This window comes from Photobacterium sp. DNB23_23_1, assembly GCF_052873815.1.
Window position 1 is genome coordinate 144744 of record NZ_JBNNXT010000007.1, and the last position, 24252, is coordinate 168995.

The following is a 24252-nucleotide window of genomic DNA, read 5'->3' on the forward strand; positions in this document are numbered from 1 at the left end:
GGAGGGAGTCCGATGAGCCAGAACATATACCAATTTATCGATGTTGCGCGTATCGACCCACCCAAGAAGCCACTCAAAGTGCGCAAGATTGAGTTTGTCGAGATCTACGAGCCCTTCACCCAGCAACAGGCCAGCGCCCAAGCAGACCGCTGCCTCGATTGCGGTAACCCGTATTGTGAATGGAAGTGCCCAGTTCACAACTATATCCCCCAGTGGCTCAAGCTCGCCAATGAAGGCAGGATCATCGAAGCGGTTGAGCTAGCGCACCAGACCAACACCTTGCCCGAAGTCTGTGGCCGGGTCTGCCCGCAGGACCGACTGTGTGAAGGGTCTTGCACCCTGAATGATGACTTCGGTGCCGTCACTATCGGTAATGTTGAGAAATATATCACTGACAAAGCATTCGAGATGGGCTGGAAGCCGGACATGTCCCATGTCGAGTGGACCGACAAGAAGGTAGCGATCATAGGGGCTGGCCCTGCAGGCCTGTCCTGTGCTGATATCTTGGTACGCAACGGGGTCAAACCCGTGGTATTCGACCGCTATCCGGAAATTGGCGGACTGCTGACCTTCGGCATCCCGTCGTTCAAGCTGGAAAAAAAGGTGATGATCAACCGCCGTAAGGTATTCTCCGACATGGGGGTCGAGTTCCGCCTCAATACCGACGTTGGTAAAGATATCGAGCTAGCCGATTTGATTGCTGAGTATGATGCCGTATTCCTCGGTGTCGGGACCTACCAAAACATGCGAGCAGGCCTGGACAACGAAGAGGCGCCAGGTGTCTTCGATGCGCTGCCGTTCTTGGTGTCCAACACCTACCGGGTAATGGGGCTTGAGGGCGAACAACCGTTTATTGATATGGCAGGTAAAAACGTGGTGGTCCTCGGAGGGGGAGATACCGCCATGGACTGCGTCCGGACCTCGGTACGCCAGGGAGCCAACAAGGTTATCTGCGCTTACCGTCGCGATGAAGCCAATATGCCTGGCTCAAAACGTGAGGTAAAAAACGCCCGCGAGGAAGGCGTGAAATTCCAGTTCAACCTGCAGCCGACCGGTTTGGAAATCGATAGCAATGGCCATATCTGCGGCGTCAAGATGGTCAAGACGGCTCTCGGTGACCCCGATGACGCAGGCCGCCGCCGTCCAGAGCCCGTGCCGGACAGTGAGCATACCCTACCCGCCGATGCGGTTATCATGGCCTTCGGCTTCCAACCCCACGCCATGCCCTGGCTATCCGAGTTCGGGGTTGATCTCGATCAGTGGGGCCGGATCCAAGCACCTGAAAACGGGAGTTATGCCTTCCAAACCACCAACCCGAAGATTTTTGCCGGCGGTGATGCTGTCCGTGGCTCGGATTTGGTGGTAACCGCCATTGACGAAGGACGCCGCGCCGCAGATGGGATCCTCGACTACCTCAATGTGTAACTAACCGGGTTGGCAGCTTGGCATTGTGGCTGTCCACCATGTTACAATTGAGCCACTCCCACGCCCCCTCAATGGGGGCTTGTTACCAAATAAGAGACTGTATTGATGAAAATCGGCATTATCGGCGCGATGGAGCAAGAAGTTGCCATCCTTAAAGATCAACTGGCTAACTGCAACACTCACCACAAGGCAGGCTGTACTTTTTACACCGGTACACTCAATGGACATGATGTGGTTCTGCTTCAATCTGGCATCGGTAAAGTTGCTGCCGCTGTGGGTAGCGCTGTACTGCTAGAGATCTTCCAGCCAGATGTCGTGCTAAACACAGGCTCTGCCGGTGGTTTCGACAGCAGCTTGAACGTCGGTGATGTAGTGATCTCGACAGAGGTCCGTTACCACGATGCCGACGTCACGGCATTCGGTTACGAAATCGGTCAAATGGCACAACAACCAGCCGCTTTCGTATCTGATACCAAGTTGATGGACGTGGCCGAGCAAGCACTGGCAACCATGGGCGATATCCACGCAGTACGTGGCCTGATCTGCACTGGCGATGCCTTCGTCTGCTCAGCAGAAAAACAAGCCTTCATCCGTGACAACTTCCCTACAGTTATCGCAGTTGAGATGGAAGCGGCGGCGATTGCCCAGGCTTGTCACCAGTTCAACGTGCCGTTCGTGGTTGTTCGTGCAATTTCTGATGTCGCCGACAAAGAATCGCCAATGAGCTTTGAAGAGTTCCTACCGGTAGCAGCACAAAGCTCATCGGTAATGGTTGCCAAGATGGTTGACCTACTGAACCATTAAGATGACCGACGCCATTGCACTTATCGCCGGTAACAGCACCCTACTCGCTTTGTGGGGTGCACTGGCATTGCAATGGCTCTTTCCGATTCCCTCACAGCTCAGCCCATTGCAAATCTGGCGCCAGCTTGCTTTAACTCTTGCCAGCAAAGTCAATAAACCTAGTGATGCCCCGCAACAAAAGCGCTTGTCTGGCCTGCTCTCTTGGTCGCTGCTATGGCTGACCGTGTTGATTGTCCTTATTTGCCTTTACCAGTTGGTCTGGATAGATGTCACTTTCCACTTATTATTGCTGTGGGTTGCTCTGGACTGGCGCAATATGCATAAGTTCAGCAAACAGTTTGTCCACGCCTATAGCCGAGAGGACAAGCTGCAATGCCGGGCGCTGCTTGACTCCAAATTAAACCGCTATACCGGCAACCTGTCATTGCTAGGGCTGGGTAAAGCCGGCGCCGAAACCTTGTTGGTAGGATACGGGCGCTTGGTCATTGGCGTCTTGTTCTGGTACGCCCTGGCAGGCGGGATCGGGGCTATCTTGTATCGCTTAGCCGTCGAACTAAGCCGCTGCTGGTCCCCCAGCAGGCAGCAGTTCCGCCATTTTGGCCAACCGGCTACCACAGCCCTTGCCATACTGGATATTGTTCCACTTCGCCTATTTGCGCTATTTCTGATGATTGGCCACAACGGGAGAGTGGCATTGCGGGGGCTCAGACAACAAGGGGAAAGCTGGCAACTTCCCGGCCCAGGCTGGCTATTAGCGGCGACTGGCCACAAACTGTCGCTGTCACTGGGCGGCCCGGTTATTTATGATCAGATAAAAATGGAGCGGCCCAAACTGGGTGGCAAAATAGCCCCAGCAGCATTGCACCTGAGTCAAATTGATCGCCTCGCTAACCAGCGACTATGGATCTGGATTTCCGTCCAAAGCCTGCTATTGCTAATGCTACAAGGAGCTGTTTAAGTGCGATTAGCTGTTTTCTGTCTACTGTTAATTCCGGCCTTCCTCACAGCGGCCCAGCCCGTAAAAACCATCATCAGCCTGTCGCCACACACGACCGAGATGGCCTATGCTGCGGGGCTGGGTGATAAGCTCATCGCTGCCAGCGACTACAGTGACTATCCGGAAGCCGCCAGGTCCCTCGAACGAGTGGCCAACTATCGCGGTATCAAAATGGAGCGGATCGTCACCCTGCAGCCGGATCTGATCTTGGCCTGGAAAGGGGGAAACCCTACCCGCGAAATGACCAGGCTGGAACAGCTGGGCTTCAAAGTATTCTATTCCGACCCCAAGTCACTAGAAGATATTGCCAGCACCCTAGAACAGTTGGGGCAATATGCCGATTCACCCAAGCAGGCCCAGCTCAATGCCAATGACTTCCGCCAACGGCTAAACACTCTGCGTTTAGCGTATCAGAAAAAAAACACAGTCAGCTATTTCTACCAGCTCAGCAACAACCCGATGATCACCATAGCGGGTGACAACTGGCCAAGCCAAGTATTTGCCGTCTGTGGCGGGTCAAACATCTTTGCCAACAGTGCCGCAGCCTATCCGCAGATCTCAACCGAGCAGGTCATTGTCCGCCAGCCGGAGGTAATCTTCGGCACCTCGCATGCCGCAGCCGATCCTTCAGTATGGGACAATTGGCGCCAACAGTTACCCGCCGTTGAAAAACAGCACATTTTTACGGTTACATCAGACTGGCTGAACCGGCCAACTCCCCGGACAATTATGGCTGCCGAGGAGATCTGCCAGTACCTAGATCAGGTACGACAGAGCCGCTTGTAACACGCTATCAACAATCAATGTGAGTCACCTCACAAAGCGGTATCAGCGAGTTGTCAGCCAGTTTATTCGTCGTACAATCTGCGCGATCACCCTATATTCTCTGACTCAGCAGGTATCATGATGCTCATTTATGTTCTCGATATGTTCGGAACGGCCGTATTTGCCGCCTCGGGCGTATTACTGGCAGGCAGACTCCGGATGGACCCGTTCGGGGTCGTGGTGCTGGCCAGCGTCACCGCAATCGGCGGGGGGACTATCCGCGATATGGCTCTGGGGGCCACGCCTGTTTTCTGGATCACCGATACCAACTACCTCTGGGTGATTTTCATTACCTGCTTGATCAGCATGCTGGCAATTCGCCGTCCACGACAGATGCCGTGGTGGATATTGCCAGTATCCGATGCCATCGGCCTTGCGGTATTTGTGGCTATTGGTGTCGAGAAGGCACTGCGCTTCGGTGCGACACCGATGGTCGCGGTGATCATGGGCGTCATGACTGGTTGTGGCGGCGGGGTGATCCGCGATGTACTGGCCAGGGAGATCCCAATGGTATTGCGAACCGAGGTGTATGCCACTGCCTGTATCCTCGGCGGGATTATCCACACTGTGTCCCTGTCAGCAAATGTCGACAGTGCGGTTGCAACCCTAGCAGGCATTATCACCACGCTGACGATCCGCCTGGCAGCGATACGCTGGCACCTTTCACTGCCAACCTTCGCCATAAGGCATTGATATAAATAGAAACATCAAGTTAAATAGCTTATGCAATTTCACAAAAACCGTCACTCTGGCGGTTTTTTTGCCTGATCACAATGAATCAAACCATTAAGTAAGCAAATAACTTTACTTACCCAGAGGGCGAGCTACATTTAAATAAGCAAAAAACTTTATTTAACAAAGGCCTTATTTAACGAAAAGCCGAGGTGCCTATGCTCCCCTATGTAGAACATGCCAATATTACCGTCGGTAATATAGACCGCACTGTCGAATTTATCCAAACCGCCCTACCGTCATTCGCCATCCGCCATTGCGGCCAAGGCGATCTCTACCGCTGGTGCCATATCGGTACCGAACTAAGCTACCTTGCCCTGCAGGAAGTTGTCGAACGAGAGTCAGTCGATCGCACACCGTACCGAGACAGTGGCATTAATCATATTGGTTTGGTGACTGATGATATCGAAAGTGTCAAAGCACGCTTACTGGCCGCCGGGTATAAAGAAAATGAGATGGAGACGTCGCACCCTTGGCGAAAGCGCATTTATTTTTGGGATCCCAATGGGATAGAGTGGGAGTTCATTGAATACCTGAGCCAGGATGACACTCAGCGTAACGACTATAGCATATAGGCTATTGGCTATTGGCTATTGGCTATTGGCTATTGGCTATTGGCTATTGGCAGTTTGATCAAAAAAGGCGCCTGAGGCGCCTTTTTAATATGGGTTCGTGTAGACCTTGATTACTTCAGGGTTACACGGGCAAACTTACGCTTACCAACCTGGTAAACCGCAGTACCAGCCGCTGGAACCAGCTTGGTATCTTCAACCTTGTCGCCATCGATTTTCGCTGCACCCTGACGGATCATACGCATCGCATCAGACGTGGAGTTAACCAAGCCCGCATCTTTCAACAGGTTACCAATTGCAATACCAGCTTCGAATTCGAACTCTGGCATTTCCTCTGGCATCGCACCTTTCTGGAAACGGTTGATGAACTCTTGCTCGGCAGCATCAGCATCAGCTTCGCTGTGGAAGCGGGCAATGATTTCTTTCGCCAGCAAGATCTTCACATCACGTGGGTTCTTGCCACTAGCAATATCCGCTTGGAACTGGTCAATTTCTGCCAGCGGGCGGAAAGACAGACATTCGAAATAGTTCCACATCAGATCATCAGAAATCGACATGATTTTACCGAACATCTCGCTAGGTACATCCGTCACACCAATGTAGTTATGTGCTGACTTGGACATCTTTTTAACGCCATCCAGACCCACCAATAGTGGCATGGTCAGAACAACTTGCGGCTTTTGGCCATTGGCTTTCTGCAGCTCACGACCCATCAGCAGGTTGAACTTCTGATCAGTACCACCCAGCTCAACATCGGTCTCCATCGCGACGGAGTCATAGCCCTGAAGCAATGGGTACATGAACTCGTGAATCGCAATAGGACGGCCTTCGTTGTAGCGCTTTTTGAAGTCATCACGCTCAAGCATACGGGCAACAGTTTGGTTTGCAGCCAGACGGATCATACCTTCCGCGCCTAGCTCAGACAGCCAGCTCGAGTTAAATTCAATCTTGGTCTTGGCCGGATCCAAAATTTTGAATACCTGCTCTTTGTAAGTTTCAGCGTTACGCAGAACGTCTTCGCGAGTTAGCGGTGGGCGGGTAGTATTTTTGCCTGTTGGATCACCTACCATACCGGTGAAGTCACCGATCAGGAACGTGACATCATGGCCTAGCTCCTGGAACGTGCGCAGTTTATTCAGGATCACGGTGTGACCCAAGTGAATATCCGGTGCAGTTGGATCGGCACCCAGTTTGATTCGTAGAGGACGGTTCTCTTTCAGCTTGGCAATCAGCTCCTCTTCCGGAATCAACTCATCCACACCACGCTTAATCTCAGCTAAAGCTTGTTCAATGCTGGCCATTCTTGTTCGCTCCCACAGAATTGGCAAAAAAGTAATAATCCTCAATCTTACTTGAATAGCGATGTTATTTGAAACCAGTTAGACTAAGGGGTGTCTTATTTTTTACGAAATAGCAAAAAAACACCACATGCAAGTACCGATACTCCGCCAGTTGCCAAAGATGCACCAAACTCTTATCACCGTGATCAGCGCGCTGCTCGTGGTGTTACTATTATGGCCGAGTTCAGAAAGCAGCGGCCACCCCGAGCGAAAATTCGAAATAGGTAAACTCTACCCGCTCGAGATCTCCCTCGATACTAATCAGCTGCGACCTATGGCGAGCGACGAAAAGCCAGCTATCCCGGCACTGAGATGGAAAGAGCACGAAGTGCAGTCTGGCGAAAGCCTCGCGGTGGTATTTAATAAGGTTGGCCTGTCTCCAGCGACACTTTACCACTTGGTCAATGCCGACGAGGGCACCAAGAGCTTAACGACCCTACGTCCGGGCGACAAACTGCGTTTCGGTTTTGACGAAGACAACCAGCTCGTTCAGCTGATCCAGCCGAAAAGTGCGACCGATAGCTTGGTGATCACCCGCACCGCTGACACCTTCTACTCGAATAAAGAGATCAAGGACGTCGACCTACAGATCAATTTTGCTCAGGCCGTGATCACTTCCAGCTTCTGGAATGCCGCCGACAAAGCCGGGCTAACCGCCAACCAAATAATGGAAATTGCCGGGATCTTCGGTTGGGATATCGACTTTGCCTTGGACATACGCTCCGGTGATACTTTCTCGGTACTCTTTGAAGAGCGCTTAGTTGAAGGTGAACCAATTGGCCGGGGCAACATTCTGGCTGCGACCTTCACCAACCTAGGTCAAACATTCACAGCGATTCGCAGCGAAGACGGTCAGTACTATAACGAAAAAGGACAGGCAATGCGCAAGGCCTTCCTACGCTCGCCAATCAATTTCCGTTACGTCAGTTCGAACTTCAACCCTAATCGTCTCCACCCGGTAACCGGGCAAGTTCGCGCCCACCGCGGTACTGACTACGTCGCCCCGGTCGGCACCCCGATTTGGGCGGCAGGCGATGGGGTAGTGATGCAATCGAGCTACAACAAATTCAATGGTAACTATGTATTCATCCGCCATAGCTCTACCTACATCACCAAGTACCTGCACCTGACCAAACGTAAAGTCAAAACCGGCCAGCGTGTCAAGCAGGGACAAACCATCGGTACCTTGGGCAGTACCGGCCGCGTGACTGGTGCCCACCTGCATTATGAATTCTTGGTCAACGGTGTACACAAAAATCCGAGAACGGTAAAACTGCCTCAGGCCCGCTCACTGAGCGGCAAGGAAAAGTCCCAATTCCAGAAATTTGCCAAAGAACGTATGGCGCAGCTGAACCACTTCAGCCAGTTTATTGCCGACAACAGTCCGCTGCTAGGCAACCGCACCTAACCGGTTGTGGCTGAGATCCACATTACCCAATAAAAAAAACCGCTCCAATAGGAGCGGCTTTCTAATCGCCATTTTTCAGCTATTACTCAAGCAGCATTACTGCTTCAAGCGCAATTAAACGCTGAACGATGCACCGCAACCACAAGTGGTTGTCGCGTTCGGGTTGTTCACGAAGAAACGGGAACCTTCCAGCCCTTCCGTGTAATCAACCGTGCCACCGATCAGGTACTGCAGGCTCATCGGGTCAACAACCAGTGTGACTCCGCTATTTTCAATCGTGGTATCGCCTTCATTGACTTTTTCGTCAAATGTGAAGCCGTATTGGAAACCACTGCAACCACCGCCGGTGATGTAAACACGCAGCTTCAGCTCCGGGTTTTCTTCCTCGGCAATAAGCGCTTTCACTTTATTTGCTGCAACATCGGAAAAACTCAGCGGCAGATTAGCATCGCTCATTTAAAACCTCTCAATACTTTCGGTTATGCCCGCCATTATCTAATACCTGACTATCTCGTTCAAGTATTGACCACCGTAGACTGCTCTCGTTGAGCCTTTTTTTCCTTTTCTATAGTCCGATGCAGAAGTTGGGAGTAAATGGGTTGACCACCCAATACCTGTGCCAGCATCGTTGCCCCAAGGGTCGTAATAATTAATGGCAAGATCAAATCGTAGTTATTGGTCATTTCGATCACCAACAAAATCCCGGTGATCGGGGCCCGGACGGTAGCGGCAAACAACGCGCCCATGCCGGCAATCGCAAACATACCCGGCTGAAGACCGAGATCCGGAAATAAATGCTGGGCGATAGCGCCAAAGAAAGTACCAAACAAGGTGCCCAAAGCTAGCATCGGAGCGAAGATCCCACCGGGCGCCCCAGAGCCAAAACACAGCAACGTGGTTGCCACTCGAGCCAGAAATAGAATCAACAGTACACTGATCCCGTACTCACCATTTGTCGCACTGGGGATCAAGCTGATCCCTCCTCCGGTCAACTCCGGGACATAAAGCAACAGTAAACCGAATGTTCCGCCGAGCAAGGTACCGGTTAGTAAATAGCGGCGACGATCATTACAATGGATACGGGCAAACATATCTTGGCTCAGGGTGATTAGCTTATTGAAAGTCACACCGAAAATGCCGAAGGCCATCCCGAGCAACAAAAACAACCACAGCGAACGCAGCAACGGTGCATCGTATTGCGGCATGGTGATCACAGCTTGCTGGCCAGAAATACTGCGGAACACAATATTGGCCACAATGGCCGAGATCATCACACACTTAATCGAAATCAGACTGTAGCGAAATTGCGGCCGCATTTCCTCAACCACGAACATAATGGCAGCCAACGGTGCATTGAACGCCGCGGCCAGGCCGCCTGCGGCGCCCGAGGCCAATAGTGCATGGCGGCCTTCTTTATCTTTAAGTCGGAATAAGTCTGACACCATCCGACCTATGTTCCCCCCCATCTGTACCGATGGCCCTTCCCGGCCCAGCACCATACCCGAACCCAGCGCCCCCAGACCACCAATGAACTTAACCGGTAATACCCGCCACCAGCGTACCGGCCGAATGTCATCCATCGCCCCTTCGATCTCCGGGATCCCCGATCCTGCCGCCTCCGGCGCAAACCGGTGGACAAGGAAATAGCCCACCAAAGCCAGTAGGGCGCTGATCAGAAACGCTGACAACCACAGCGGCAGCATACCGCTGATCTCATGGCGCAGCCATTCTGTGCGCTGCTCCGACACCCAGTGCACCGCAATTTCAAACAAGGTCGATAATAAGCCCGCCCCCAGCCCCACCAGCGCAGAAAGGAAAAGGACGGATACAGGGGTTTTGTCACGCGATAAAAAGCGCCGTACCAGCCCGCTAGGTTGCAGTCTTTCAGGCGCAGGAGTACCTTGGTTTTTCTCTGTCATCAAAAATGCCGTAATCGTGAAATCATCCCGGAGCCGGGGGAGCGTTAGAAAGGGGCGCTCTAAAATATGGGGAAGGCGCCTCAAACTAGCATAGCTGACCGATTGTTTTTTTTACATATTCAATGTTGGAAACTAGCTTTGCAGTGATGCACAGCACTTTTATCCCCCCACCAGCCTTGCGCCAGATCAGAGTTCCTGCGCCACCAATTGAAAGCCCTACAGAGCCTAGGTACAATGCCGACAGTTCAAATAGGACAACCTTCAATAACAGGACATCATAATGAGCAAGTCAGCTGATTTATTTGCCAAAGCACAACAGACCATCCCGGGTGGCGTTAACTCACCAGTTCGTGCCTTTGCAGGGGTAGGCGGCAGCCCGCTATTTATCGAGCGCGCAGACGGCGCCTATATCTTCGATGCCGATGGCAAAGCCTATATTGACTATGTTGGCTCATGGGGTCCGATGATTCTTGGTCATAACCATGTCGCGATCCGCGATGCGGTGATCAAGGCAGCACAGCAAGGCCTGAGCTTTGGTGCGCCAACCGAGATGGAAATCACCATGGCAGAGATGGTGTCCCAACTAGTTCCATCTATGGAAATGGTTCGTATGGTGAGCTCGGGTACCGAAGCAACCATGAGCGCCATCCGTCTGGCCCGTGGCTTCACCAACCGCGATAAGATCATCAAGTTCGAAGGTTGCTACCACGGCCACGCAGACTGCCTATTGGTAAAAGCAGGCTCTGGTGCGCTGACACTGGGTCAGCCAAGCTCTCCAGGTGTACCGGCTGATTTTGCCAAGCACACCCTGACTTGTACCTTCAACAACCTAGACTCAGTACGCGAAGCTTTTGTCGAGAATCCAGAACAAATCGCTTGTATCATTGTTGAACCAGTCGCTGGCAACATGAACTGTATCCCACCGGTACCGGGTTTCCTTGAAGGCCTACGTGAGATCTGTGACGAGTTTGGCGCGCTATTGATCCTTGATGAAGTGATGACGGGCTTCCGTGTTTCACACGGCGGTGCCCAGGGTTACTACAACATCAAACCGGACCTAACCACGCTGGGTAAAGTCATCGGCGGCGGTATGCCAGTCGGTGCTTTCGGCGGACGTCGTGAAGTGATGAAATATGTCGCCCCGACAGGCCCGGTTTACCAAGCGGGTACACTGTCTGGTAACCCTGTTGCTATGGCTGCAGGTCACGCCTGCCTAACCGTTCTAACTCAAGAAGGCCATGAACAACAGCTTGCCAACACCACCCAGCGCCTAGCGGAAGGCTTCCAGGCACTGGCTGACAAATACGGTATCCCGCTGAACACCAATCAAGTGGGTGCGATGTTCGGTTTCTTCTTTACCGATCAGGACGCAGTGAACTGCTATGACGATGTAGCCAAATGTGATGTCGAGCGTTTCAAACGTTTCTTTAACCTGATGCTGGAGAAAGGTGTTTACCTAGCCCCATCAGCATTCGAAGCCTGCTTTACTTCCCTAGCCCACGGTGACAAGGAAATTGAAGCTACGCTAAGTGCAGCTGAGTATGCCTTCAAGACCTTGGCAGAAGAAGCTGCTGCGTAATTCACAGTAAGCATAAATACTGCCAGCGACCATAGACACAAGCCGCTTTCTGAGCGGCTTGTTGCTTCCTCGACAATGACTACTGCCAAAAGAATAATGCTAGCAGTATCAGTGCCAGCAACACCCAAGCAGCGAATGGAGCCCGCCGTTTTTTCTTGGTCTCACAGCCACAATCACAACACCCCATAGACACGCTTCCCCGCTTGTAAAATCAGACAGATATTATCACCAATATGATTGCTATACAGGCAATGTGGTGCAATCATAATACCCAAACTGCAACAACAACAGCCCCACTAAAACAATCAAAAAGGGATATACAGTGCCCAAACCATTCAAAATTGAATCGCGCCACTGGATGCTTGTCGCCGCGTTGGCTATGGCCGCCTACGCCAGTTATACATTGATAGAACCCTATATCGGCCCTATCGTGATGGCTTTTATTATTTCACTGCTTTATTACCCACTGCATGAAAAGCTGGACAGGGTGATGCCTCGTTCGCCCAATCTGTCATCGGTACTGTCTTGTACCTTGCTGACTTTTATCATCGTGATCCCAATGCTGGTGGTATTCAGCTCAATCATCCATCAGGGCACCACCTTTTCCAAGGAAAGCTATACGTGGCTGACCTCCGGTGGCGTTCAGGAAGTCTTGGCCCATCCCTATGTGGTCAAGTTACTTACCCTTGTTGAAAAATACTCACCGTTCGAGCCGGTCGATACCCAGGTAATGGTCCAGAAAATAGCAGCAGCCTCATCAAAGTTTGGCGCCCAATTGCTCAATGTCAGCGCCCGCTTACTAGGTGATGCCACCAATTTCCTGATCAACTTTATGCTGATGCTGTTTGTCTTGTTCTTCCTGCTCCGCGACCATGACAAGATAGTTCAGACTATCCGCCATGTACTGCCACTGTCACGCAGCCAGGAAGATGCAGTACTCAATGAAGTCGAGCAAGTGGCCAAGTCCGCGGTATTAGGCTCTTTCCTAACCGCCCTTGCCCAAGGCTTTGCCGGTGGTTTCGCCATGTGGATGGCGGGCTTCCAGGGGTTATTCTGGGGTTCGATGATGGCTTTCGCCTCGTTGATCCCTGTGGTCGGCACCGCGCTGATCTGGCTACCGGCCAGTATTTACCTACTGCTAATAGGTCAGTGGGAGTGGGCTGTATTCCTGATTGGCTGGGGCGCCATCGTGGTTGGCTCAATCGACAATTTCCTGCGCCCACTACTGATGCAGGGCAGCTCAGGCATGAGTACACTGTTGATCTTTTTCTCTATCATTGGAGGTTTGCATATGTTTGGTTTAATCGGTCTGATCTACGGTCCGATCATCTTTGCCGTCACCTTGGTACTGTTCAAGCTCTATGAGGCCGAATTCCAAGACTTCCTGCACAACCAAGACCAGCACTAACCTATTTGGCTGGGGCGATAGCCCCAGCTCGCTTTTCTTATGAGTGAATTTGTGGAACAATTCGCGCCCCAACACTGCTTTCATCCATTCTTGAGGTCGTTATGTCATACAGTGCTGCCAGTCAGGTTGCTGCCCGCCAATTGGAATTTTTTGAAAACCGCAAGGTTTTGGTGGCCGGTGAGCTAGCCGACACTTTTCCCGTCGAGCTATCGCAAACCGCCTCGTCGGTAACGATCTTCACCACCAATTTCGGCTACGCCCGCCGCATGTCAGCTCACACTGCCATTCGAACCGTTTTCGGTGCAGAGTTCAGCGACGATGCCGACATCGACATGATCCTATTGTATTGGCCGAAAGCCAAAGCCGAAGCCGAATACCTACTGGCCATGTTGTTGGCAAAGTTTGGGCCGGAAACTGAAATCTGTGTGGTGGGCGAAAATCGCAGTGGTGTTCGTAGTATCGAAAAGATGTTCGCTTCATATGGTGCGGTAACCAAGTATGACTCGGCTCGCCGCTGCAGCTTTTACTGGGGACGGTGTGAACAAGCGCCATCAACATTCGAAATTAAAGATTGGTTCCGCAGCTATCCGCTGTCAATTGCAGGCACCGAACTAACCATCCGCTCGCTGCCGGGCGTATTCAGCCACGGTGAATTTGACCAGGGCTCAAAGCTATTGCTGGAAACCCTGCCGTCACTGCGTGGCCGCGTTCTGGACTTCGGTTGTGGTGCCGGGGTCATTGGTGCCGTGATGAAAACAAAGAACCCGTCTATCGAGCTGGAACTGTGTGATATCAGCGCCCTGGCCATTGCGTCAGCCGAGGAGACCTTCCGGGTCAACCAGCTCGAAGCCACCTTTACTGCAACTGACGTTTTTGCAGCGCTGAAAGGCCCTTACGACTATTTGATCAGCAACCCGCCGTTCCATGCCGGGCTGAAGACCTTCTATGCGGCCACCGAAGACTTTATCGCCAAGGCACCACAGTACCTTCGCCAAGATGGTCAATTGATCATTGTTGCCAACAGCTTCCTCCGTTACCCGCCGCTAATCGAAGAAAGTTTGGGTAACTGCGAAACAACAGCTAAAAACAACAAGTTCAGCATTTACGCCGCAAAAAAATAACCGACTAAGGCCGGGGCTTCCCCCGGCCATTGACCACATTAACTTACACACCTGTATATTTAGGACAATAACCACCCCATTTCTGACGTCATAAACGTCAAATCTGTGTGTCGGAACACGCTTCCACATCCACTTTCTTGCCTCTAAAAAAAAACACAGTATAACTGGCAGTTATGGTGTTCAATCCGCACTAGCGACCCGTTAATTTTGTCAATTACCGGTAAAGCACCAACATCCAGTTCAACATCTATATATCAAGGGCATACCTTGATTGCAGCTTTGTATCACAAGTAATTTCAGGCACCGGAATGCAGCAGAGTACCCGTTTCAAGCGGCTCAAACACACCTTGATGCTGGCTTTTTTAGTATTGAGTATTACCCCGTTAATACTGTCGGCCCTATTCTTTCTCCATTCACATACCAAAGATCTGGCCGAACAAAGTACCAACCACCTTGCCTCCCTTCTCGACAATAAAAAGAAACAGCTCAACAACTTCTTTGTTGCTCGGGAATCTGAGGTACAAAGCTTTGCCCGCTCAGAGCTGGCCAACGCCAGTGGTGGTCGCTTTTATGGCCTCGTCGGCGCCTACCACCAGCTCGGGGACATCTCGGAAGTTCTAGACACTACAGGCAGAAGCCGATACTACACCGAAACTCTGGCCAACAAATCACTCGGCGAGCAAAGTACCGGCAACTATGTCGGCCACGAACGCTACCGGCTGATGTACAAGCGCTACAACTGGGCTTACGAAGAATACCTAAAGCGATCCAATTTCAGTGATATTCTACTGGTCGACATCAACGGCAACATTGTCTATGCAGCCAACAACCCGGATATCTTCGGTATCAATCTGCCTCAGGCTTCGCAAACCTACCCGGCGCTGAGTCAGACATTTTCAGCGATCCAGCAAAAAACTGAACGCGCCCAAGACATGGCCGACCAAGTACCAGTGGCCTTTACTGATTTCAGCCCAGCACAAGGTGAAGAAACTCTCTCAGCCTGGTTCGCCGCTCCAATCATCCAGCAGGGCTATTTGCACAGCTACGTGTTGTTCAAGTTAAGCAACCAGTCAATCCAAGACTTCCTCAGCGATACCGGCAATAATTCCTATTCGGTACAAACCCTTCTGGTTGGCCAAGATCACCATTCCCGACTACCTACCTCCGATGACGACCCTGCGTCTTTCTCCAGTAACAGTATCAACCGGGCTCTAGAAGGAGACAGCGGGGTCGGTAGCTTTGCCAACTTCAATGGTGTACCAGTCCTTAGTGCCTTTGCCCCGCTTACCATTTTGGATAGCCCATGGGCACTGGTCGTCGAACTGCCCGAGGAAGAAGCGTTTGCCAGGATCCGTCAGCTGGAGGTCATTTTCTTTGTCGCCATGCTAACGGCTATCGTGCTGGTGATCATCGCCTCGCATTGGCTGTCGAATTCCATCACAGCTCCCCTGCTCCGGTTAACCTGGGCAGCTGAACAAGTCTCGGCCGGGGATATGGATCAAAAAATCGAAGGGACCGAACGTTGTGACGAAATAGGTCGTCTGGCGGTAAGCTTCGCCCGGATGCAGTCATCCGTCAGGGAAAAAATGAGCCTGATCCGCCAACAAAACAATGAGCTGGAGCAAAACCTCCAAATCATCCAGCAAAAAAACAAAGAGCTGCAAACCGCCGATAAGCTCAAAGATGAATTCCTGGCCACCACCTCACACGAACTGCGCACCCCGCTGCATGGTATGGTGGGTATCGCAGAATCACTGCTGGCAGGGGCCAACGGCCCGGTCCAGCACTCACAACGCCGACAGCTTGAAATCATGATCAACAGCGGCCAGCGGTTGACTAACTTGGTCGATGACCTGCTCGACTACCACAAGATGCGATACGGAGATCTTGATATCCAGAAGCAAGCGGTGGATGTCGCCTCTGCCGCCAGGCTGGTACTTGAACTCTCGAGCCACCTGCTTGGCAGCAAACCGGTTCGGATCATCAATCAAATCCCCAATGATTTGCCGTTGGTACAAGGGGATGAGCAGCGAATGGAGCAAGTCCTCTATAACTTGGTCGGTAATGCCATCAAATATACCTCTGAAGGAAAAATCATCCTGTCTGCGACTATGCTGGAGTCCCAGATCCGGATTCAGGTAGTTGATACCGGCCAAGGGATCCCTGCCGAACAGCTAGAGCATATTTTCGAGCCGCTGATCCAAGCCAACACCCAATCAGGTAACTACCGCCAAGGCTCAGGCCTGGGCCTGTCGATCAGCCGCCAGCTTATTGCACTAATGGGTGGACGGCTTTATGTCAGTAGCCAACCGATGATTGGCACCACATTCAGCTTCACACTGAACCTGGCATCCGACAGCGATATTGCCAGCAGAGAAGTGTCCAATCGCAACAACCACTTCCAAATCCCATCACCAGAAACATACGCCTGTGAACTGGAAGAGATTGAAGAGAGCCCTGATGGCGATCTACTCCTCATTGTCGACGATGAGCCAGTGAACCTGCAGGTTCTCCATAACTTTCTCCGCCTGGAAGGATACCGGGTGATCACCGCAGAAAGTGGCCCGCAAGCCCTGACGCTAGTTGAAAGCCACCAACCGGCATTGATGCTGCTGGATATCATGATGCCCGAAATGTCAGGCTACGAGGTCTGTGAGCAACTGCGGCAGCGCTACAGTATGCTGGAGCTGCCGATCATTATGCTCTCGGCGCTTGGACAAGTGCAGGATAGGATCCGCGGATTTGAATCCGGGGCTAATGACTACCTGACCAAACCCTTCAACAAAGAAGAGCTGACCGCCCGTATTGGTGCCCACCTCAAGGCAGGACAAACCGAGCGACAACAACAAGAGAACCAACGTCTTGCTGAAGAGATCGAGCGTAGGGAACAAGTGGAGAATAGCCTATTGGAAACCCAGAACCGCCTACTTGGCTTGCTTGAGTCCTCCAATGAAGCCATTCTCTGCGTTCAAAGTGGAGGGCGTATTCGCTATGCTAACACCGCTGCTGGCAAGCTTTTCAATCGCTCTCCGGAGCAAGTGGAACGCCACCATATCGAAGATATTCTGGCCACCCACCTCCCCCAGGATATCAGCCGAAGCCACCACTTCCATGGCAGCTTGATGTTCAAGGTTGGCGACAGCCTAATATCACTTGATACCGATGTCATTAACCTGCCAGAAGAGTCGGGACTGCAGCGGATGTTTATCTTTGATAATCAGGGCCAAACCAGCAGCCACCGAATAGAAGTGCTCGAAAATGCCGTCGACGTCCTGTCAGGCTTTGCTTTCAACCGCAATAAGGATAATTTACAAAAGCTACGCCACCTCGGTGACGAGTTCTGCTCACTGGCCGATAAGCTGGAAGGCAATAACAACGGCAAGAGCAAGAATGACGCCTTGCGTGAATTGTTAGTCGAAATCATGAAGGTAACCCTGGCACAGTGGGAAGAGTCAACCCAGAAAACCAAGTTTGAACTGGCTGAAGAAAGTGGCCTGTGGCGGGTATACCTCGACCGCAGCACCCTGCAAACCCGCACATTAGATAAATACCTGCACTTGGAAACACTACCGAAAACGCCGCGCTGGCGAACCGTGCTCAGTACCATTGACTTTGTCTTGGAGCGCAGCCCTCGCAATACCGCTGCTTATAAAGACCTGCTGACAATGAAAGAGCAACTGCAGCATATCATCAACCAGTAGTAATACCTGAACGTGTAAAGCCTGCCTCGGGCAGGCTTTTTTTTGCCTCAAATTATCCCTCTAAAAACGCAAAAAAAGCGATATTCAGCGGTGATACACTGGCCAAAAACTCCGCAAAAATCGCCTTAGGCCAGGCTAATCCCCCCTGTTTTACCGAAAAGTTTCGGTTTATGAGAAGGTTATCACAACAAACTCAACCCATAAATTTTCCGCACGTAATTAAGGGGGGATTTTAACTCCGTTACATAACCCATCGAAATTTAAACACATAAGCACCTGATTTAAAGCAATTAAATAATAATGAATAAATTTATCAGTATGAAACGCCGATAGGTAAATTGCGATCTTAAGCACACGTAATAGATAGGCAAGCGTTAGATCACAGTCCGTTATTAACGTTTTTTACGGAAGATTAAACGAATTTAACGTTTTTGACGGGCAGCCTGATTGACCGTTTTGCCAATCAGGAGTTTCCTTAAGGCACACAGAGCCTGCAAGGCCATTTGTTCGAGTGCGTTACTCAGCTTGAATAAAGCAGGTTCTTCCTCCCCGTAGGTACGGGTTTTTGTCCATAAGTGAAACTAAAAGCAAAGAGTAAGGAACAGCTATGCTTGCCAATATAAAGAAAACTCAGTTAGCGCTAGCCGTTGTCGCAGCCGCGTCAACCATGTTAGCCGCCCCGATGGTGACTGCTGCAGAGCGCAGTGAACTAACCATTGTTTCTAAATTCTATCCAACTTTTGTACGTAACTTTAACCCTTACCTACAGACTCAATTGGACACCTCCTATGACTTCTTGTTCGAGCCATTGGTGGTATTTAATGAGCTAAAAGGTAACGAACCTGTTATGCGTTTAGCGAAAGACTATTACATGTCTGACGACCTGATGCAGGTGACCTTTGAAATTCGTGATGGCGTAAAATGGTCTGACGGCAAAACGTTCTCTGCTAAAGATGTTGCATATAGCTTTGAATTGCTGAAAAAGAACCCAGAGCTAGACCGCACGGGTATCAATGCCCGCCTGAAAGACGTCGAAGCGAAAGGCAACAAGGTGATCTTCAGTCTGGCAGAAGCTAACTCCAACGTTCCTTACTTGATTTCCAAAGTAGCGATCGTTCCACAGCACATCTGGAGCAAAGTAGAGGATCCAACGCGCTTCACCAACGAGAACCCTGTAGGTACCGGTCCGTTTACTGAAATTGACACCTTCACACCTCAACTATACACCCAGTGCCGCAACCCTAACTACTGGGATAACGATAACCTAGAGGTTGACTGCCTACGCGTACCACAGGTTGGCGGTAACGATCAGTTCCTTGGTCAAGTACTAAGCGGCCAGTTTGACTGGACATACGCTTTCATTCCAGATGTCGACAGCACATACGCAGCAGCAAGCCCAGATAACAAGTACTGGTATCCTGCCGGCGGTTCGCAAGCATTCGTGATGAACTACAATTCGCCAAAAGAAGGCAACCACGAAGCAATCAACAACATTGATTTCCGCCGTGCCTTCTCTATGGCTATCGACCGTGAAACTATCATCGATATCGCCTTCTACGGCGGCGGTGTTGTGAACGACTACGCGTCAGGTCTAGGCCAGGCATTTGCTTCATGGTCTGATAACGCTGTGTACGAAAAGTACAAGCCATACATGACCTACAATGTCGCCAATGCTAAAGCACTACTCAAAAAAGCAGGCTTCAAAGATACCAATGGCGACGGCTTTGTCGAAACGCCGACAGGCAAGAACATCGAACTATCGATTCAGTCACCAAACGGCTGGACAGATTTCAACAATACGGTTCAGTTAAGTGTTGAAATGCTTCAAGAAGTGGGTATCAATGCCAAGGCTAGCACACCTGACTTCTCGGTCTACAACCAAGCAATGCTAGATGCAACATATGATGTCGCATACACCAACTACTTCCACGGTGCGGATCCATACACATACTGGGATAGTGCATACCACTCTCGCTTCCAGGCAAACGAAGGCATGCCTCGTTTCGCCCTGCACTACTGGAATAACGAGAAACTGGATAACCTGTTAGCTGGATTCTACAAAACAGCTGACCGCGACGAGCAGGTGAAGATGGCTCACGCTATCCAGAAGATCATTGCCGAGAATCAGGTAACGATCCCAGTGATGTCAGGAGCTTACACCTCTCAGTACAACACAGCACGCTTTACTGGTTGGTGGAACGAGAGCAATCCGAAAGGACGTCCAATGCCAATCACCAACACCCAAGAGCGTTTACTGCAAGTGCTTGACCTAAAACCTAAATCGTAATTTTCGCAATTTGCGGTGCGCACCTTGCGCACCGCCCCTTCAACCTTCCCCTTAGAAATAACGATGGCCAGTGGTCAGGGAAGAGTGTGTCTGAAATCTGGTTGAAGAAGCTGGATATTTTAAGGTGTGAGTTATGGGATTTTTTGTACGAAGACTTAGTTTTTATTTTATTGCGCTCCTGTTCGCAATAACAATTAACTTTATCATTCCCCGGGCAATGCCGGGTGATCCGGTCACCATGATGTTTGCCAATGCGGCAGTTCAAGTGACCCCTGAACGTATTGCTGCGATGAAAGAGCTATTGGGCTTTGTCGACGGCCCGATGTACCAGCAGTACTTTATCTACGTCAAAGGTATCCTGTCATGGGACTTAGGGATATCAATCCAAACCTACCCGCAGACCGTTAACGAAATGCTGGGCAATGCCGTTGGCTGGTCGCTGTTCCTAGCCGGTACCGCTGTGATCTTAGCTTTCTGTCTAGGTTCAACATTGGGAATTTTTGCAGCCTGGAAGCGCGGCAGCAAATACGACGCCTTCATTTCACCGGGTATGTTGGTTGTACAGGCAGTGCCGCCCGTAGTCGTTGCCATGTTGGTACTCTACACCTTTGCGATCGGGACCAAATGGTTCCCGTCGACTTACGCCTATACCCCAGGAAGAACGCCTGACTGGACCAGTTGGGACTTCTACTTAGATGTGGGTTACCACGCCGTGCTTCCACTGTTCTGTGCCACGATCATCCAGATTGGCGGCTTCCTGATCAATATGCGTAACAACATGATCAACCTGCTAAATGAAGACTATATCACGATGGCAAAAGGTAAGGGCCTGAGTGAAAACCGCATAGTCTTCAAGTACGCTGCCCGGAACGCCATGCTGCCAAGTGTCACCGCCCTGTCGATGGCTATCGGTATGGCCATTGGCGGACAGCTGATCATCGAAATGATCTTCAACTACCCAGGCCTTGGCACCGTATTGCTAAACGCTATTAATCAACGCGACTATCAAGTACTGCAAGGCCAGCTGCTGATCATGACTATGTTCATGCTGTTCTTCAACTTTATGGCCGACATTCTTATTGTTGCTCTGGATCCGCGCCTGCGTAAGGGAGGCAAATAATCATGAATGGACTCATCAAGCTACTTTCCAGTAATACTAAGGCCCTGTTTGGCCTGATCGTTATCGCCACCTTTCTTTTTGGTGCGATATTTGCCCCAGTCATCACTGATTATGCACCGGACAAGCGCACCGGTAACCCGCACGAATACCCAGCTTTTGTCGTAAAGGCAGCCCAAAATAACCCTGACGGCTGGGTTGCCACAAACCTGGCTGACAGCAAACGTACCCTGCGCATGTCAAAGGATGCGGACCACGTCCTCGGCACAACCCGTATGGGCCGTGATGTCTGGTCGCAGGTGGTTTACGGTGCCCGTACCTCACTCGCCGTAGGCTTCGGTGCCGGTATTATGGTGTGCTTTTTAGCAACCGTCATTGGGGTTTCTGCTGGTTACTTCGGTGGTCGGGTCGATGACATCCTGTCGGCAGCTATGAACATCATGTTGGTGATCCCCCAGCTACCGCTGCTGTTCGTGATTGCCGCCTTTATTGGCCAAGCCGGACCGCTGACTATCGCCATCGTGATCGGGATGACCTCATGGGCATGGGGTGCCCGTGTCGTCAGGGCGCAGACACTCTCCTTGCGTGAAAAAGAATTCGTCAAGGCTGCAGAAGTGCTGGGGGAGTCTTCAGCTCGCATTATCTTTGTCGAAATTCTTCCGAACCTGATTTCCATTGTCGGTGCAAGCTTCATCGGTTCCGTCATGCTCGCCATTATGATGGAGGCTACGCTGTCGTTTCTTGGCCTTGGCAACCCGAACTCCATCAGCTGGGGCATCATGCTCTACAACGTACAAACCTCGTCATCCATGCTAGTCGGCGCTTGGTGGGAACTATTGGCACCGTGTCTGGCCCTGACATTCATAGCTATCGGCCTGGCAATGCTGAACTTCGCCGTTGATGAAATCGCCAACCCGCAGCTGCGCTCGCACAAAGGCATGCGCCGTTGGAAAAACATGGCAAAAGAAAACCAGAAAGCTGAGGCAACTATCACACCTCAGCCAGCCCTTGAAGGGGGAGAGAAATAATGAGCAACCCACAAATTTCTATCCGCAACCTGTGTGTTGACTACATTACCGATGCCGGTGATGTACGCGCAGTAAACAACGTCAGCTTTGATATCGGCAAAGGCGAGATCTTTGGCCTGGCAGGCGAATCGGGCTGTGGTAAATCCACCGTTGCCTTCTCCTTGATGCGCCTGCATAAGCCGCCAGCATTCATTACCGGTGGCGAGGTTATCTTCGACGGTCATGGCGACATTCTGAAATTCAACGAAGCGCAGATGTCCGCCTTCCGCTGGAGTGAGATCTCGATGGTGTTTCAAAGTGCGATGAACGCCCTGAACCCGGTCCTAACGCTGGAAGAGCAGTTCTGTGATGTGATCATGCGCCATACCGCTATGACCCGCCAGCAGGCAGTTCGCCGAGCAGAAGGTCTATTGGAAATCGTGGACATTCACCCAAGCCGATTGCGTGACTTCCCGCACCAGTTCTCCGGTGGTATGCGCCAACGCCTGGTCATAGCCATTGCTTTGGCTCTGAATCCGAAGATGATCATCATGGATGAGCCGACCACGGCCCTCGATGTGGTGGTACAGCGTGAGATCCTGCAGAAGATCTACGCCCTGAAAGAAGAGTTTGGCTTTTCCATCCTGTTCATTACCCATGATCTGTCGTTGATGGTCGAGTTCTCCGATCGTATCGGCATCATGTATTCCGGTGAGTTGGTTGAGGTCGCGCCATCCAAGCAGATCCTCGAAGACCCTTTCCATCCTTATACCGAAGGACTGGGGAGCTCTTTCCCTCCACTGACCGGACCAAAACCCCGCCTGAAAGGGATCCCAGGCAACCCGCTCAACTTGTTGGAAGTTCCTACTGGATGTCGCTTCCAGGCCCGCTGCAGCAAGGCCCATGATGCCTGTTTCAGTCAAGCGACTCAGCTCCGTCAGCTGGAACCCAGCCGTTTTAGTAACTGCCACCTATTTAACAAAAGCAGTTAGATATTAAGGAATAGGAAGCATTATGAGCAAACCAACCGGACAACCAATTATTGAAGGGAAGAACCTAATCAAGGACTTCTCGGTTAACAGCAACTCGCTAAAAAAATCCATGATGCGTGCCATCAACGACGTGTCATTCAAAATGTATAAAAGTCGCGGTTTGGCCGTCGTCGGGGAATCTGGCTCAGGCAAGTCGACCACGGCCAAGATGATAGCCAAGATGTACGCCCCAACTGGCGGTAAAATCGAGTACTACGGGCGCGATATAGCTACCATTGAGAAAAAAGCCGATCTCATGCAGTACCGCCAAGGGATCCAGATGGTATGGCAAGACCCATTCGGCTCGTTGAACCCAACACATACCATTTTCCACCATGTTGCCCGTCCCCTGCTGATCCATAACAAGGTCAGCAAAGGCAACAAAAAGGAGCTGGAAGAAAGGGTCTACGATCTGCTTGAACAGGTCGGCCTGATCCCACCAAAGGAAACGGCGGCGAAATACCCGCATCAGCTTTCCGGAGGCCAACGCCAGCGCGTTAACTTAGCAAGGAATATTGCCGTCGGCGCCGAAGTTGTGCTGGCTGACGAACCAACTTCCATGCTGGATGTCTCTATCCGCGCCGGCGTCCTCAACCTGATGGAAGAAATGAAGTTCGAACGTGAGATGGCACTGCTGTATATCACCCACGATATCGCAACAGCCCGCTATATCGCCGAAGATCTGGCCGTCATGTATGTCGGTCATATGGTCGAGTGGGGAGACACAGAAGAAATCATCCACGATCCACAGCACCCTTATACCCAACTGTTGGTGTCCGCGGTACCGGATCCGAAGAAATCGATCCACGAAAAGCTCAAAGGCAACAAAGGGGAAATTCCTCTATGGACACCAGAGAGTCTTGGCTGCCCATTTGCCGGCCGCTGCACACATGCAACAGACAAGTGCCGCGAACAGCTACCCGGGATCACCCAACTCTCCGACAACCACTTCGTACGTTGTTACCTGTACGAGAATTGA

Annotated in this window: 19 protein-coding genes; 16 read left to right on the forward strand and 3 right to left on the reverse strand. The window is 51.3% G+C overall.

Annotation, left to right across the window (positions count from 1 at the left end; all coding sequences use genetic code 11):
• Positions 1-12: 12 nt before the first annotated feature.
• The 6 genes from ACVA53_RS06925 (at position 13) to ACVA53_RS06950 (ending at position 5358) form a co-directional block, all read left to right on the forward strand.
• The gene (locus tag ACVA53_RS06925; protein ID WP_255042951.1) at positions 13-1425 is read left to right on the forward strand and encodes an FAD-dependent oxidoreductase; all 1413 of its coding nucleotides are present in this window, start codon (positions 13-15) and stop codon (positions 1423-1425) included.
• A 105-nt stretch (positions 1426-1530) separates the two neighbouring features.
• A complete protein-coding gene (gene mtnN, locus ACVA53_RS06930; protein ID WP_446504775.1) occupies positions 1531-2229 on the forward strand; it encodes a 5'-methylthioadenosine/S-adenosylhomocysteine nucleosidase in 699 nt (232 codons plus the stop codon).
• Position 2230: 1 nt separating this feature from the next.
• Positions 2231-3187, forward strand: coding sequence for a cobalamin biosynthesis family protein (locus tag ACVA53_RS06935; protein WP_255042953.1), 957 nt, complete (start codon positions 2231-2233; stop codon positions 3185-3187).
• Positions 3188-4012: a vitamin B12 ABC transporter substrate-binding protein BtuF gene (btuF, locus tag ACVA53_RS06940; protein WP_255042954.1), complete on the forward strand. Its 825-nt coding sequence runs from the start codon at positions 3188-3190 to the stop codon at positions 4010-4012.
• A gap of 120 nt (positions 4013-4132) precedes the next feature.
• Positions 4133-4744 carry a TRIC cation channel family protein gene (locus ACVA53_RS06945; RefSeq protein WP_255042973.1) on the forward strand — a complete coding sequence of 204 codons (612 nt, stop codon included), beginning with the start codon at positions 4133-4135 and terminating at the stop codon, positions 4742-4744.
• A gap of 197 nt (positions 4745-4941) precedes the next feature.
• On the forward strand, positions 4942-5358 hold the full coding sequence (locus ACVA53_RS06950; protein ID WP_255042955.1) for a VOC family protein: 417 nt from the start codon (positions 4942-4944) through the stop codon (positions 5356-5358).
• Positions 5359-5468: 110 nt separating this feature from the next.
• Here ACVA53_RS06950 and tyrS read toward each other — a convergent pair whose 3' ends face one another.
• Positions 5469-6656 (reverse strand): tyrosine--tRNA ligase, encoded by a 1188-nt coding sequence (gene tyrS / locus ACVA53_RS06955; protein WP_255042956.1) that lies wholly within the window; start codon positions 6654-6656, stop codon positions 5469-5471.
• A 127-nt stretch (positions 6657-6783) separates the two neighbouring features.
• Here tyrS and ACVA53_RS06960 point away from each other — a divergent pair, with 127 nt between their 5' ends.
• A complete protein-coding gene (locus tag ACVA53_RS06960; RefSeq protein ID WP_446504776.1) occupies positions 6784-8103 on the forward strand; it encodes a peptidoglycan DD-metalloendopeptidase family protein in 1320 nt (439 codons plus the stop codon).
• A gap of 114 nt (positions 8104-8217) precedes the next feature.
• Here the strand turns inward: ACVA53_RS06960 and erpA are convergent, their stop codons facing one another.
• Both erpA and clcA read right to left on the reverse strand, forming a co-directional pair.
• Positions 8218-8559: an iron-sulfur cluster insertion protein ErpA gene (gene erpA / locus ACVA53_RS06965; protein ID WP_107350759.1), complete on the reverse strand. Its 342-nt coding sequence runs from the start codon at positions 8557-8559 to the stop codon at positions 8218-8220.
• Between the two features lie 59 nt (positions 8560-8618).
• A complete protein-coding gene (gene clcA / locus ACVA53_RS06970; protein WP_255042958.1) occupies positions 8619-10022 on the reverse strand; it encodes a H(+)/Cl(-) exchange transporter ClcA in 1404 nt (467 codons plus the stop codon).
• A 280-nt stretch (positions 10023-10302) separates the two neighbouring features.
• On the opposite strand from clcA, the gene hemL reads away from it, so the two are divergent.
• From hemL to ACVA53_RS07015, 9 genes are all read left to right on the forward strand, one after another.
• Positions 10303-11601, forward strand: a complete 1299-nt coding sequence (hemL, locus tag ACVA53_RS06975; RefSeq protein ID WP_255042959.1) for a glutamate-1-semialdehyde 2,1-aminomutase — start codon at positions 10303-10305, stop codon at positions 11599-11601.
• A gap of 322 nt (positions 11602-11923) precedes the next feature.
• Positions 11924-13009 carry an AI-2E family transporter gene (locus tag ACVA53_RS06980; RefSeq protein ID WP_255042960.1) on the forward strand — a complete coding sequence of 362 codons (1086 nt, stop codon included), beginning with the start codon at positions 11924-11926 and terminating at the stop codon, positions 13007-13009.
• A gap of 101 nt (positions 13010-13110) precedes the next feature.
• On the forward strand, positions 13111-14130 hold the full coding sequence (gene rsmC / locus ACVA53_RS06985; RefSeq protein ID WP_255042961.1) for a 16S rRNA (guanine(1207)-N(2))-methyltransferase RsmC: 1020 nt from the start codon (positions 13111-13113) through the stop codon (positions 14128-14130).
• A gap of 308 nt (positions 14131-14438) precedes the next feature.
• Positions 14439-17831 carry a response regulator gene (locus ACVA53_RS06990; RefSeq protein WP_446504777.1) on the forward strand — a complete coding sequence of 1131 codons (3393 nt, stop codon included), beginning with the start codon at positions 14439-14441 and terminating at the stop codon, positions 17829-17831.
• A 607-nt stretch (positions 17832-18438) separates the two neighbouring features.
• Complete coding sequence (locus ACVA53_RS06995) at positions 18439-20118, forward strand: ABC transporter substrate-binding protein (RefSeq protein WP_446504778.1); 1680 nt, start codon at positions 18439-18441, stop codon at positions 20116-20118.
• 133 nt (positions 20119-20251) lie between these two features.
• On the forward strand, positions 20252-21238 hold the full coding sequence (locus tag ACVA53_RS07000) for an ABC transporter permease (RefSeq protein ID WP_255042964.1): 987 nt from the start codon (positions 20252-20254) through the stop codon (positions 21236-21238).
• 2 nt (positions 21239-21240) lie between these two features.
• The gene (locus ACVA53_RS07005) at positions 21241-22263 is read left to right on the forward strand and encodes an ABC transporter permease (RefSeq protein ID WP_446504779.1); all 1023 of its coding nucleotides are present in this window, start codon (positions 21241-21243) and stop codon (positions 22261-22263) included.
• Entirely contained in the window at positions 22263-23234 is a 972-nt protein-coding gene (locus ACVA53_RS07010) for an ABC transporter ATP-binding protein (protein ID WP_255042966.1), read from the forward strand. The genes ACVA53_RS07005 and ACVA53_RS07010 overlap by 1 nt, the downstream gene beginning before the upstream one ends.
• Positions 23235-23256: 22 nt before the next feature.
• Entirely contained in the window at positions 23257-24252 is a 996-nt protein-coding gene (locus ACVA53_RS07015; RefSeq protein ID WP_255042967.1) for an ABC transporter ATP-binding protein, read from the forward strand.